Annotated in this window: 8 protein-coding genes; 6 read left to right on the forward strand and 2 right to left on the reverse strand. The window is 72.2% G+C overall.

Annotation, left to right across the window (positions count from 1 at the left end; all coding sequences use genetic code 11):
• Window positions 1–66: 66 nt before the first annotated feature.
• Both AB0H12_RS42625 and AB0H12_RS42630 read right to left on the reverse strand, forming a co-directional pair.
• Entirely contained in the window at window positions 67–630 is a 564-nt protein-coding gene (locus AB0H12_RS42625) for a DJ-1/PfpI family protein (protein WP_499631662.1), read from the reverse strand.
• A 219-nt stretch (window positions 631–849) separates the two neighbouring features.
• Window positions 850–1,098 (reverse strand): LuxR C-terminal-related transcriptional regulator, encoded by a 249-nt coding sequence (locus AB0H12_RS42630; RefSeq protein WP_499631664.1) that lies wholly within the window; start codon window positions 1,096–1,098, stop codon window positions 850–852.
• Between the two features lie 838 nt (window positions 1,099–1,936).
• Between AB0H12_RS42630 and AB0H12_RS42635 the strand changes: the two genes are divergently transcribed.
• The 6 genes from AB0H12_RS42635 to AB0H12_RS42660 all read left to right on the forward strand — a co-directional run bounded on the left by AB0H12_RS42635 (window position 1,937) and on the right by AB0H12_RS42660 (window position 13,704).
• Entirely contained in the window at window positions 1,937–7,321 is a 5,385-nt protein-coding gene (locus AB0H12_RS42635) for a ThuA domain-containing protein (RefSeq protein WP_499631667.1), read from the forward strand.
• Window positions 7,322–7,564: 243 nt separating this feature from the next.
• Window positions 7,565–8,851, forward strand: a complete 1,287-nt coding sequence (locus tag AB0H12_RS42640) for an ROK family transcriptional regulator (protein ID WP_499631669.1) — start codon at window positions 7,565–7,567, stop codon at window positions 8,849–8,851.
• Window positions 8,848–10,362: a sugar ABC transporter ATP-binding protein gene (locus AB0H12_RS42645; protein ID WP_499631672.1), complete on the forward strand. Its 1,515-nt coding sequence runs from the start codon at window positions 8,848–8,850 to the stop codon at window positions 10,360–10,362. Before AB0H12_RS42640 ends, AB0H12_RS42645 begins: the two co-directional genes overlap by 4 nt.
• A 73-nt stretch (window positions 10,363–10,435) precedes the next feature.
• On the forward strand, window positions 10,436–11,455 hold the full coding sequence (locus AB0H12_RS42650; protein ID WP_499631674.1) for an ABC transporter permease: 1,020 nt from the start codon (window positions 10,436–10,438) through the stop codon (window positions 11,453–11,455).
• A gap of 35 nt (window positions 11,456–11,490) precedes the next feature.
• Window positions 11,491–12,525, forward strand: a complete 1,035-nt coding sequence (locus AB0H12_RS42655; protein WP_499631677.1) for a substrate-binding domain-containing protein — start codon at window positions 11,491–11,493, stop codon at window positions 12,523–12,525.
• A gap of 39 nt (window positions 12,526–12,564) precedes the next feature.
• Complete coding sequence (locus AB0H12_RS42660; RefSeq protein WP_499631707.1) at window positions 12,565–13,704, forward strand: Gfo/Idh/MocA family protein; 1,140 nt, start codon at window positions 12,565–12,567, stop codon at window positions 13,702–13,704.
• The last annotated feature ends 13 nt before the right edge of the window (window positions 13,705–13,717 follow it).

Below are 13,717 nucleotides of genomic sequence, written 5' to 3' on the forward strand. Positions count from 1 at the left end.
AACGGCCCCTGGCCGGTCCTCCATCCGGCGACGGACGGAGGACCGGCCAGGGGCCGCGGTGTGCGGTCAGGCGGGAACCTGCGACTTCTCCAGCACGCTCATGAAAGCGCGTGACCAGAGGGGGAGGTCCGGCCAGCCGCGGCAGGACACCATCGCTCCGTCGACGACGTCGGGCTCGTCCACGAACGTCGCGCCGGCCTGCTCCATGTCCGCCCTCAGGGGTGGGAAGGCGGCGGTGGTGCGACCGCGCAGGAGACCCAGCGCGGCGGGCACCTGCGGACCGTGGCAGATCGTGCCGACGGGAAGCCCGCGGTCGAAGAAGTGGCGGACGACGCGGGCCACGTCGGGGCTCGTCCGGATGTACTCCGGCGCCCGCCCGCCCGGGATCACCAACCCGTCGTACTCCTCGGGGTCGACGTCGCCGAACGCCAGGTCCACCGGCAGCAGGTGGCCGGGCTTCTCGGTGTAGGCGTCCCATCCGGGCTCGAAGTCGTGGACCACCAGTTTCACCGCGCGCGTGGTGGGGGCGGCCACGACCGCCTCGTGCCCACCCTCGCGCAGGCGGAAGACCGGGTACATCGAGTCGAGTTCCTCGGCGGCGTCCGCCGTCAGGATCAGCACCCGAGCCATGCTCGCTCCTCGTCCCCGCCCGACGCGCCGCCGTGTCCTCCGAGGCTCGCGGACGGCATCGGAACGCTCGAGCGGACTAGATACCGAACCGGTTCGATCAACGAATCGGACCGTACGCCGCCGGTGGTGGCCGGCACAATCGCCCGGACAGGTGTCCGACCGGATCGCCGGGCCGCGGCGGTTTCCCAGATCAGTCCCCAGTGGACGGTCAGGCCGACGTCACACCCAACCGCGTTCGCACGCGATCACGCCCAGCTGGAAGCGCGAACGCACGCCCAGCAGGTTCTGCAGGCGCGTGATCCGGCGGTGCACGGTGCGGGGGCTGACCCCCAGCTCCCGCGCGATGGCCTCGTCGATGGCCCCGGTGCGCATGAGCATCAGCAGTTGTCGCGTGCCCGCCGTGGGTTCGAGGTCCACCTCGTCCACGTCCGCCGACACGGTCAGTTCCACCGGCTCAAACGTGGTCATGGCGAGTGGACCCGTGAGCGTCGGATTCCCGGGCGGACGAGGTCGTCGATCGGCACATGTCGGATGCACCTCACACGGTGGTCGGGGTGATCGGCTGTCATGGACTGCTCCACTGCGTCGTGGCACCCGCCGGTGACGTCCGAGGCGGATCTGGTCGACATGGGTCGTACTCTTGGCTTCGGCGAGCGGACGGCCCGCACCCGTCCTGCGCCTGGAGTCGGTCGGCCACGCGACGGCCTCCAGTACACATGACAGCGGTCACATGCCTTCTAGTCAAGGCGAAGAGTCGCGCGACTTGAAACTCGTCCGGGTCCGGCGGGCTCGGTCGACGTGGCGCGGAACCGGCGACCACCCGGCCGAGGTTGCTCCGCCATCCCCGATGAGTCATACTCATCCGTCCGGCGGGTCGGGACTCCGGGGTCGACGCCGGTGGAGCCCGCCGGTCGCCCCGCCGCGACCGTGGCGGTCGAAGGTGCTCAGCCGTCCACTCAGGACGTTGCCGGTCGGCCGCGTCGCACGACGGCGCTCCCTCTTTCGGCTCAATCCCTTCCTCCGCACGGGATTCCGCGCGGGCTGCGGGCGCGTGCGCCGCGCGCAGTGTCCAGCGGCGAGGTGGCGGAGTAAAGCCGCCGAATGCGCTAGTCGCGGTTTCCGGGCAGGTCGGGGGATTGGCGAGTTGTGGACACGTCGGTGACCTTGACCCCCCGGAAAACGTCATTAGTTTGTTTACCCGACAGACAAATCCTGTGATCCGCCGTTCGGCGTGTCGATCGGGTTGGAGGCCTCAATGGTGAGCTCGTCCAGACGCGGCAGGAGACGGTGGTCGACGGTCGCGGTCGTGGCGGCGTTGCTCGGGTCGCTGGTCTCCTTGGCCTCACCGGCCCAGGCGCACCCGGGCCACGGCGACGAGACGTTCAAGGCCCTCGTCTTCGCCAAGACCGCCGGTTTCCACCACCCGTCGATCGAAGCGGGCGTCGCCGCGATCCGCCGACTCGGCGTCGAGCACGGCTTCACCGTGGACGCCACCGTCGACGCCGCCGCGTTCACCGACGCCAACCTCGCCGAGTACGAGGTCGTGGTCTTCCTCTCCACCACCGGCGACGTCCTCGACGCCACCCAGCAGGCCGCCTTCGAGCGCTACATCCAGGCCGGCGGCGGGTACGCGGGCGTGCACGCCGCTTCCGACACCGAGTACGACTGGGCCTGGTACGGCGACCTCGTGGGCGCCTACTTCTCCGGCCACCCCGCGCCGCAGGAGGCGACCGTCAAGGTCACCGACCCGGCGCACCCGTCCACGGCCGGCCTGCCGCAGTCCTGGCGGCGCTTCGACGAGTGGTACAACTTCCGCGCCGACCCGTCCGCCGACGTGCACGTGCTGGCCGAGCTGGACGAGACCACCTACAGCGGCGGCACGATGGGGTCCAGCCACCCGATCGCCTGGTGCCAGGACTACGACGGCGGGCGCTCCTGGTACACGGGCCTGGGCCACGGTGACGAGTCCTACGCCGAACCGGCGTTCCTGGACCACCTGCTCAAGGGCATCCAAACCGCGGCGGGCGTGGTGGAGGCCGACTGCTCGGCCACCCGGACCAACGCCTTCGAGAAGGTCACCCTCGACGACACCACCGCCAACCCGATGGAACTCGCGATCGCCGACGACGGCCGCGTGTTCTACATCGACCGCAACGGCGCGGTGCGCGTCGTCCGGCGTGACGGCGCGGTCGTCACCGCGGGCACGCTGAACGTCTACACCGGACAGGAGTTCGGCCTCCTCGGCATCGCCCTGGACCCCGACTTCGCCACCAACGGCCACCTCTACCTGTACTACTCGCCCGCCGGCGCCGAGGCCGTCGACCGGGTCTCCCGGTTCACGCTGGAAGGCGACGCGATCGCACCCGGCAGCGAGAAGGTCCTGCTGACCGTCACGACCCAGCGCGAGCAGTGCTGCCACGCGGGCGGAGCGCTGGAGTTCGACAACGACGGCAACCTCTTCATCACCACGGGCGACAACACCAACCCGTTCGCCTCCGACGGCTTCGCGCCGCTCGACGAGCGAGCCGGCCGCTCGGCCTGGGACTCCCAGCGCTCCTCGGCCAACAGCGGCAACCTCAACGGCAAGATCCTGCGCATCACCCCGCAGGCCGACGGCACCTACACCGTGCCGGCGGGCAACATGTTCCCGGCCGGCACGGCCAAGACCCGGCCCGAGATCTACGCCATGGGCTTCCGCAACCCGTTCCGCATCGGCCTGGACCCGCTGACCAACAAGCTCCAGGTCGCCGACTACGGTCCCGACGGCGGCCAGAGCGACCCCCGGCGGGGCCCGGACGGCCGCGTCGAGTGGAACGTCGTGGACCGGCCCGGGTTCTACGGCTGGCCGTACTGCGTCGGGGACAACACCCCGTACGTCGACTACGACTTCGCCACCGGCGCGTCCGGCGAGCAGTTCGACTGCGCCGCACCGGTGAACAACTCGCCCAACAACACCGGGATCACCCAGCTGCCCGCCGCGATCGGCACGAAGATCTGGCAGGGCAAGACCAGCACCGGCAACCCCGAGATCGGCGGCAGCGGCGCGCCCATGGCGGGCGGCACCTACCGGTACGACGCGGAACTCGCCTCCGAGCGCAAGTGGCCCGCTTACTGGGACGGCAAGGCGATGTGGGGTGACTGGAACGACGGCAGGCTGTTCTCGCTCCAGCTGACCGCCGACGGCACCGGCGTGTTCGACATCAGCAGGATGTTGCCCGGCATGGCGTTCAACCGGGTGCACGCCATGCAGTTCGGCCCGGACGGCGCGCTGTACGTGATCGAGTGGGGCTCCGGGTTCGGCGGCAACAACGCCGACAGCGGCGTCTACCGCATCGACTACGTGCGCGGCGACCGGGCTCCGGTCGCGGTCGCGAAGGCCGACAAGACCTCCGGGCACGCGCCGCTGACCGTGCGGTTCGACTCGGCCGGGTCGCGCGACCCCGACGGCGACCCGCTGACGTTCGCGTGGGACTTCGACGGCGACGGCGACACCGACAGCACCGACGCCGCGCCGGGCCACACCTACACCGCGAACGGCGACTACACCGCTCGGCTCACCGTCACCGACCAGGGCGGCAGGTCCGCGGTCGCCAACGTGCGGATCGTCGTCGGCAACACGCCTCCCGTGGTCACGTTGACCGCGCCGGCCGACGGCGGCTTCATCGACTTCGGCGACCAGGTCTCCTACCGCGTCACGGTCACCGACGCCGAGGACGGCGAGGTCGACTGCCAGAACGTCATCGTGCAGCCCGCCCTGGGCCACGACGAGCACTCCCACGGCTACGAGCAGTACCGCGGCTGCGAGGGCCTGGCGCTGATGTCCGGCGACGAGGGCCACGTGGGCGCGGACATCTTCGGCGTCCTCACCGCGAAGTACACCGACAAGGGCGGCGACGGCGCGTCCCCGCTGACCGGCGAGTCGATCCTGGTGCTCCAGCCCAAGCACAAGGAAGCCGAGTTCCACACCGCCACCGGCCGCACGGCGGACGGCGTCGGCGACGACGCGGCGGGCGTGGAGAGGGAGACCACCACCGACACCGGCGGCGGCCAGAACATCGGTTTCATCACCGATGGCGACTGGTTCTCGCTGCGCCCGGCCACGTTGGAGGGCATCGACCAGGTGCGGTTCCGCGTGGCGTCGGGTTCCGAGGGCGGCCGGATGGAGGTCCGCGTCGGCGCGCCGGACGGCCCGCTCGCGGGCACGGCGACCTTCGCCGCCACGGGCGGCTGGCAGAACTGGACCACCGTCACCGCTGACCTCGCGGACGACGTGCCTGCCGGGTCCGAGCTGTACTTCGTCACCCGCAGGCCGCAGGGCAGCACGACGACCAGCTACCTGGCCAACGTGAACTGGCTGGAGTTCGCCGGTCGCGGCGTGACGCACAACCAGCGGCCCGCGGTCGAGGCCACGGCCACCACGACGTCGGGCACCGCGCCCCTGGAGGTCGACTTCACCGCGTCGGCCACCGACCCGGACGGCGACACCCCGATCACCTACACCTGGGTGTTCGGCGACGGCGGCACCGCCACGGGCGCGTCGGTCAGCCACACCTACACCGCCGCGGGCAGGTTCAACGCCAAGGTCACCGCGACCGACGCGCGGGGCGCGAGCGGGACGAAGACCATCCCGATCACCGTCCGCGCGCCCGACGTCACCTGCTTCTCCGGCCGTTCCGACGACTTCACCGGCGCCGGGCTCGACCGGAGCCGGTGGACCACCGTGGTGCGGGAGAACCAGGACCTCGCGGTGCGCGACGGCCACCTGGTCGTCCCGACCGCCAACTCCGACATCTACGGCACCACCAACACCACGCCCAACATCGTGCTCCAGGACCTGCCGTCGGGACCGTTCCAGACCACGGCCAAGGTGCGCGTGCCCGTGCGGCGCGCCTACCAGCAGGCCGGCCTGGTGATCTACGGCGACGACGACAACTACGCCAAGATGGTGCTCCAGGCCCGGTCGGACACCGACGACGCGGCGAGCCGGATCTTCCAGTTCATCCGCGAGGAGGCCGGGCAGCCCAACGAGGTCGGCGAGTCGAACACCGCGGCGCTGGGTGCCGCGTTCCCCGACACGGTGTGGGTGCGGTTCACCAGCGACGGGCAGAACCTGACCGCGTCCTACAGCGCGGACGGGCAGGCGTTCACCGACATGCCGCAGACCAAGGCGCTGGCGGGGATCGTGAACCCGAAGGTCGGCCTGCTCTCGCTCGTCGGTGGCGGCGGTGACCGCCCGGTGGTGGACGCCGAGTTCGACTGGTTCACCCTCACCCCCGACGAGACCGCGTCGGTGGCGCCGGACGACGACTTCGCGGGCTCGGCGCTCGACGGGTGCCGCTGGAACGCCGTGGTCCGACCCGACCCGACGCGCTACGGCGTGTCCGACGGCAGCCTGCGCATCGACACGAGCGACGGCGACATCTACGGCGGCTCGGCCGACGACCCGGCCAACTTCATCCTCCAGCACGCGCCGGAGGGCGACTGGGTGATCGAGACGGAGGTGGACGCGTCGGCGTTCGACGAGCGCTACCAGCAGGCCGGGCTGATCGCCTACGCCGACGACGCGAACTACGTGAAGTTCGACCACATCGCCACCAACGAGGCGGGCACGCCCGTCCAGCGCGGCGTGGAGCTGCGGACCGAGAGCGGCGACGTGGTGGGGCAACCGCAGCCCGGCGTCGGCGGGCTCACCGGGGGTGTGTGGCGCCTGCGGCTGGCCAAGTCCGGGTCCACCTACACCGGTTCCTACAGCGCGGACGGGCAGGAGTGGACGTCGCTGGAACCGGTGGTCAACGAGAACCTGGCCGGGGCGCGGATCGGCCTGTTCGCCCTCGGCGGCGGTCAGACCGCGTCGAAGCCGGCCAGGTTCGGCCACTTCCGGGTGATCACCGACCGGACGGCTCCGGTGCTGTCGGTCGTCACCGACCCGGCGTCGCCGGGCACGGGCGGGTGGTGGACGGGTCCGGTGACCGTCACCGCCTCCGCGACCGACGACGGCAACGGGCCGGTGCGCGTGGAGTACCGGGTGGGCGAGGGTGACTGGGCTGAGTACACGGCAGCCCTGTCGTTCGCGGACGACGGTGAGCGGGTGGTCGCGTTCCGCGCGTCCGACGCCGCGGGCAACGTCTCGGAGGAGGAGTCCGCGACCGTCAGGATCGACCGCACCGCGCCGCGGGTCACCGTGCAGGCGGACAACGCGCCCGGGCCCGAGGGCTGGTGGACGCAGCGGGCGTTGGTGTCGGCGACCGCCACCGACGACACGTCCGGCGGCGCCGTGCTGGAGCACCGGCTCGACGGGGGCCCGTGGCGGCCCTACACCGGCGCCGTGCCCGTGGGCGACGGCAAGCACCGGATCGCGGTGCGGGCGACCGACGCGGCGGGCAACACCTCCGCCGAGCGGGCGCTCGACGTGAAGGTGGACACCGCGCCGCCGGTGACGAAGGCCAAGCGCGGCTCGTCCGCGTCCAGGGTCCGGCTCACCGCCTCCGACGCCACCTCCGGCGTGGCCCGCACCGAGTACCGGATCTCCGGCGGCGCGTGGCAGGTCCACCAGGGCGGCGAGATCAAGATCAGGCCGGGCGGGAAGGAGTACCTGGAGTACCGGTCGATCGACGTGGCGGGCAACGTCGAGGCCACCGGCCGGTACACGCCCCGACCGGGTCGCGGCGACGACGGTCGGCTGCCCATCTAGCGGGCCGGGCGGGGACCACCGGCAGGGCCCCGCCCGACCGATCCCGCCGGTGGGGTCCGCTCGACGGACCCACCGGCGGGCCCGCCGACCAACGCCGCTGAGGGGTCTGCCGACTGATCTCGCCGGTGGAGCTGCCCGACCGATCGACGGCTCGCCGGTGGGGCTGCCCGACGACCCCGCCGGCGAGCCGGCCCGACCGACTTCTCCCCGCCCACTCCCACCCGGTCGACTCCGAGGAGCGCCATGAAGGACAGGCCGACCCGCCTGCGCGCGGGCGGATCGACCGCGGACCAGGTCACGGTCCGCCGGCACAACCTCTCCGTCGTGCTGTCGCACCTGCGCGACCACGGGCCGCGGTCGCGGGCCCGGCTCGCCGGGGAGACGGGGCTGAACAAGGCCACCGTGTCCAGCCTGGTCGCCGAGCTCGTCGAACGCGGCCTGGTGGGCGAGGGGGAGACCGAGCGGGCCACCGTCGGGCGGCCCGGCCAGATCATCCGGCTCGACGGTGAGCACGTCGTCGCAGTCGGGGCCGAGGTCAACGTCGGCTACCTGTCGGTGCTGGTGCTCAACCTGCGCGGTCAGGTCGTGGCGCGGCAGCGGATCGCGCTGGACACCGCCGCGATGGAACCGGCGCTGGTGCTGGCCCGGCTGGGGCGGCTGCTGGCCGCCGCGCTGGTCGGCGTCGCGGTTCGCCCGGTCGGCGTCGCCATCGCCGTGCCCGGCCTGGTCGAGGCCGACACCGGGGTCGTTCGCGCCGCGCCCAACCTCGGGTGGACCAACGTGCCGGTGGTCGCCGAGATCAGCAGGTTGCTCGGCGAGCCGCCGTACCCCGTGCTGCTGGACAACGAGGCCAACCTCGCGGCGCTGGCCGAGGTGGAGGCGCAGGGCCTCGACCGCGACGGCGACCTCATCCTGGTCACCGGCGCGGCCGGCGTCGGAGGCGGCGTCGTGGTGGGCGGGCGACTGCTGCGCGGCGCGCACGGGTTCGCGGGCGAGGTCGGGCACATGAGGGTCCGCGCGGACGGGCCGCCGTGCGCGTGCGGCCGAAGGGGCTGCTGGGAAGCCGCCGTCGGCCTCAACGCCCTGCTCGCCGCCGTTCCGGAGCGCGAACCGGGCCACGAACCCGGCCACGAGCCGGAGCACGACCCGCTGCCGGACCTGGAACGCAGGCTCGCCGAGATCGGCGACCGGGCCGCGGCGGGCGACCCGCGGGTGCTCGCCGCGATCGCCGACATCGACCGGTGGCTCACCATCGGCGCGAGCATCCTGGTCAACGTCTTCAACCCGCACGTGCTGGTCCTCGGCGGCTACTTCGCCGCCCTGCGGCCGTGGATAGCCGGTTCCCTGCGCGAAGAGCTGCGCGGCCACGTCTTCGCCCGGGACGTCGGCGGCACGCGGGTGGCGTTCTCGCCGCTGGGCTTCTCCGGCTCGGTGCGCGGCGGTGCGTCGCAGGTCCTCGACCGCGTCTTCCGGGACCCCGTGCTCGTCGAGCCGGTCGACAAGCCCTTGGCACAGGAGGAAACCGTATGACGACCACGACGCCCCCGCTGCTGTCCGTCCGGGGTGTGGTGAAGCGCTTCCCCGGCGTGACGGCCCTGGGCGGGGTCGACTTCGACGTGCGCGCCGGCGAGGTGCACTGCCTGCTCGGCCAGAACGGCGCCGGCAAGTCGACGCTGATCAAGGTGCTGGCCGGCGCGCACCGCCCGGACGAGGGCGAGATCCGGTGGCGGGACGAGGTCGTGTCGTTCGACAACCCGACCGCCGCGATGCGCAGCGGCGTGGCCGCCATCTACCAGGAACTGGACCTGGTGGCCGGGCTGTCCGTGGCCGACAACGTCTTCCTCGGCCACGAGCTGTCGACGGCCGGCTTCACCCGCCGCGCCGAGGCCCGCCGCCGCACCCGCGCCCTGCTGGAGCGGCTCGGCCACCCGGACATCCCACCGGACCGCGACGTCGGCCGGCTGTCCGCGGCGAACCAGCAGATCGTGAGCATGGCGCGCGCCCTGTCCCGCGACGGGCAGTTGCTCATCATGGACGAGCCGTCGGCGGTGCTCGACCAGGACGAGGTGCGGACGCTGTTCGGGGTCATCCGGGAGCTGACCGCGCAAGGTGTGGCGATCGTCTACATCTCGCACCGGATGGAGGAGATCCGCGAGATCGGCGACCGGGTCACCGTGCTCAAGGACGGCCGCACCGTCGCCACCGGCCTGCCCGCCCGGGAGACCCGCACGGCCGACCTGATCAGGCTCATGACCGGACGTGACGTGGAGTACGCCTTCCCGCCGCGCGAACCGGTCGACCCGGCCGCGCCGGAGGTGCTCGTGGTGCGTGGACTGGCCGCGGGGGAGCGGTTCGCCGGTGTGGATCTCACCGTCCGCGCGGGCGAGGTGGTCGGGCTCGCCGGTCTCGTCGGGTCGGGTCGGTCGGAGGTCCTGGAAGCCGTCTACGGCGCGCGCAAACCGACGGCGGGCACCGTCGAGGTGGACGGCCGGCGGCTGCGGCCGGGGAGCGTCGGCGCGGCCGTGCGCGCGGGTGTCGGGCTGTGCCCGGAGGAGCGCAAGAGCCAGGGGCTGCTGCTCGACCAAGCGGTGTACCGCAACATCACGGTGTCCACGTTGTCGGCGTTCGCCCGTTTCGGCTTCCTCGACAACGGCGCGGAGCGTGCGCGCTCGCAGGAGTTGACCACGGCGCTGGACGTCCGCCCGCCGGGCGTGGACCGGGCGGTGCGCACCCTGTCGGGCGGCAACCAGCAGAAGGTCGTGCTGGCGCGGTGGCTGCTGCGCGAGTGCCGCGTGCTGCTGCTCGACGAGCCGACCCGGGGCGTGGACGTCGGGGCGCGCAGCGAGATCTACGAGCTGATCCGCGACCTGGCCGGCCGCGGCGTGGCGGTGGTCGTCGTGTCCAGCGAGGTGGAGGAGGTCCTCGGCCTCGCCGACCGGGTGCTGGTCGTGCGCGAAGGCCGGGTGGTCCACGAGGGGCCGGCCGCCGAGATCGACGAATCCCGGGTCCTCGACCTGGTCATGGAAGGAACCGCCGCATGAGCGAGCTCGCCAGCGAATCGTTCGACACAGAGCTTTGCGCCCCAGCCACGCCGAGCGCCGGCGAGGTGTGCGCATGAACGGGAACACCACCGCGGTCAGGCCGCCGGCCGCGGAACGCACGAAGGGCGGCGTCACCGCGCTGCTCGGGTCCGCCGCCGGCCGCAACACCGGACTCGTCGTCGCCCTGGTGCTGCTGTGCGTGGTCGGCGTGGCCACCGCGGGCGACCGGTTCGCCGACGTCGACAACGTGCTCACCATCCTGCGCCTGGCGTCGGTGATCGGGGTGGTCAGCGTCGGCATGACGTTCGTGATCACCGGCGGCGGCATCGACCTGTCCGTCGGCGCGATCGTCGCGCTGTCCTCGGTCTGGGCCACGACGCTGGCCACGCAGGCCATGGCCAACGACACCCACTGGCTGGTCGTCGTGTTCGCCGCGCTCGCCGTGGGCGCCGGTTGTGGCGTGGTCAACGGCCTGCTCATCGCCTACGGGCGGATCGTGGCGTTCATCGCGACGCTGGCGATGTTCGCCGCCGCCCGCGGTCTCGCCGAGATCATCTCCAACCGCAAGACCCAGATCGTGGACGTGCCGGGCTTCTCCGCGTTCTTCGACGCGTCGGTGCTCGGCGTGCCGGTGCTGGTGGTGATCTTCGCGCTGGTGGCGGTCGTGGGGTGGGTGGTGCTCAACCGCACCACGTTCGGGCGGCGGACCTTCGCCGTCGGCGGCAACCCCGAGGCCGCCCGGCTGGCCGGCATCGACGTGCGGCGGCACACCGTGCTGCTGTACACGCTGCTCGGCGTGTGCTGCGGGATCGCCGCGGTCATGCTCGTCGCCCGCACCACCACCGGCAGCTCCACCCACGGCGGGCTGTACGAGCTCGACGCCATCGCGGCGGTGGTGATCGGCGGCACCCTGTTGTCCGGCGGTCGCGGCACGATCGCGGGCACCGTGTTCGGCGTCCTGATCTTCACGACGCTGTCGAACGTGTTCACCCTCAACAACCTCTCCATCTCCGCCCAGGCCGTCGCCAAGGGCGCGATCATCGTGGTCGCCGTCCTGCTCCAGCAGCGGTTGGCCCGCCGCAGCGGCACCTGACCCCGACACCCGCCGCCACCTCGAGGAGCAATCCCATGTCACGCAAGGCAACAACCCGTCTCATCGCCGCGCTCTCGGTCGGCCTCGCCCTCACCGCCTGCACGGGCAACACGCCCGAGCCCGCCACCGGCAGCGGCAACCAGGGCGGCCCCCGGGTCGCCAACGACGAGCCCGGCGAGAAGGTCGTCATCGGCTTCTCCGCGCCCGCCGCCGACCACGGCTGGATGGCCGCGATCACCAACGCCGCCAAGGCGGAGGCGGAGAAGTACTCCGACGTCGAGCTGAAGGTGGTGGAGGGCACCAACGACGTCAACCTCCAGATCAGCCAGGTCGAGACGTTCATCAACGACAAGGTGGACGCGATCGTGCTGCTGCCGTTCGACGGCGCGGCGCTGACGCCGGTGGCGCTCAAGGCGATGAAGGCCGGCATCACCGTGATCAACGTCGACCGCGAGTTCGGCAGCCCGTTCGCGGCGCGCTCGACCGTGCTCGGCGACAACTACGGCATGGGCGTGTCCGCGGGCACCTACATCTGCCAGGAGCTGAAGGGCAAGTCCGGCGCCGTCGTGGCCGAGATCGCCGGCATCGACTCACTGCCCCTGACGCAGGACCGGAGCAAGGGCTTCGCCGACGCGCTGCGCGACTGCGGGTTGAAGGTGGACAACCGCGTCGCGGCCGAGTTCACCGTGGAGAGCGGCGAACGGGCCGCGGCGAACCTCCTCCAGGCCGCACCGCGCATCGACGCCCTGTGGAACCACGACGACGACCAGGGCGTCGGCGTCACGGCGGCTGTCAAGAACTCCGGCCGCAGCGAGTTCTTCATGGTCGGCGGCGCGGGCTCGGCCAACGTCATGCGTGAGATCAAGGCCGGCAACGGCCTGCACAAGGCGACCGTGGTATACCCCTCCACTCAGGGCGCGGACGGCATCCGGCTGGCGCGGCTCGCCGTGCAGGGCAAGAGCCTCGGCGACCTGGTCGAGGTGGAGGTGCCGCGCCAGGTCGAGCTGTTCGCGCCGGTCGTCACCAAGGACAACGTCGACCGCTACCTGCCCACCGCCTTCGAGTCCTAGGAGATCACCGCTGTGACGACAGCGACGTTGGGTATCGCGATGATCGGCCACGCCTTCATGGGAGCCGCGCACTCCCAGGCGTGGCGCGTCGCGCCCCGCTTCTTCGACCTGCCGCTGCGCCCGGTCATGGCCGTGGTGTGCGGCCGGGACCGGGCCCGCGCCGAGACCGCCGCCGCCCGGTTGGGCTGGGCGGAGGCCGCGACCGACTGGCGGGCCGTGCTGGACCGGGACGACGTGCAGGTGGTGGACATCTGCACGCCCGGCGACACGCACGCCGAGATCGCCGTCGCCGCACTGGAGGCGGGCAAGCACGTGCTGTGCGAGAAGCCGCTCGCCAACACCGTCGCCGAAGCCGAGGCGATGGCGGGTGCGGCGGCCCGTGCCGCCGAGGCGGGCGTGCGCGCCATGGTCGGGTTCACCTACCGGCGCGTGCCCGCGCTCTCCCTCGCCCGCGACCTCGTGGCACAAGGGCGGCTGGGACGTGTGCACCACGTGCGCGCCCAGTACCTCCAGGACTGGATCGTCGACCCGGCCGCGCCGCTGTCGTGGCGGCTGCAGAAGGACAAGGCCGGCTCCGGCGCACTGGGCGACATCGGCGCGCACATCGTCGACGCCACCCAGTTCATCCTCGGCGACACCATCCGGGAGGTGTCCGGGACGCTGGAGACGTTCGTGTCCGAACGTCCCTTGGCGGCGGAGCACTCCGGCCTGTCGGGCACCGCCTCGTCGGCCGGGACCGGGCCGGTCACCGTGGACGACGCCGCGCTGTTCCTGGCCCGGTTCACCGGCGGCGCGCTCGGCTCGTTCGAGGCCACCCGCTTCGCCAACGGCCGCAAGAACGCCATCCGCATCGAGATCAACGGCTCCGCCGGCAGCCTGGCGTTCGACTTCGAGGACATGAACGTCCTGCACTTCTTCGACGGCACGGAGGACGCCGCCACCGCGGGCTTCCGCCGCATCGTCGTCACCGAGCCTCAACACCCCTACGTCGACGCTTGGTGGCCCGCCGGCCACGGCTTGGGCTACGAGCACGCGTTCACCCACCAGGCCGTCGACTTCGTCCGCGCCGTGGCCGCCGGGACCGATCCCGCCCCGTCGTTCGCCGACGGGCTCCAGCTGCAGCGCGTCCTGGCCGCCGTCGAGGCGAGCGCGGCGTCCCGCACCTGGCGGGACGTGTGAGAGGAGAACGAGA

The sequence above is a fragment of the Actinosynnema sp. NPDC023794 genome (genome assembly GCF_040639675.1).
Lineage (GTDB): Bacteria > Actinomycetota > Actinomycetes > Mycobacteriales > Pseudonocardiaceae > Actinosynnema > Actinosynnema luteola.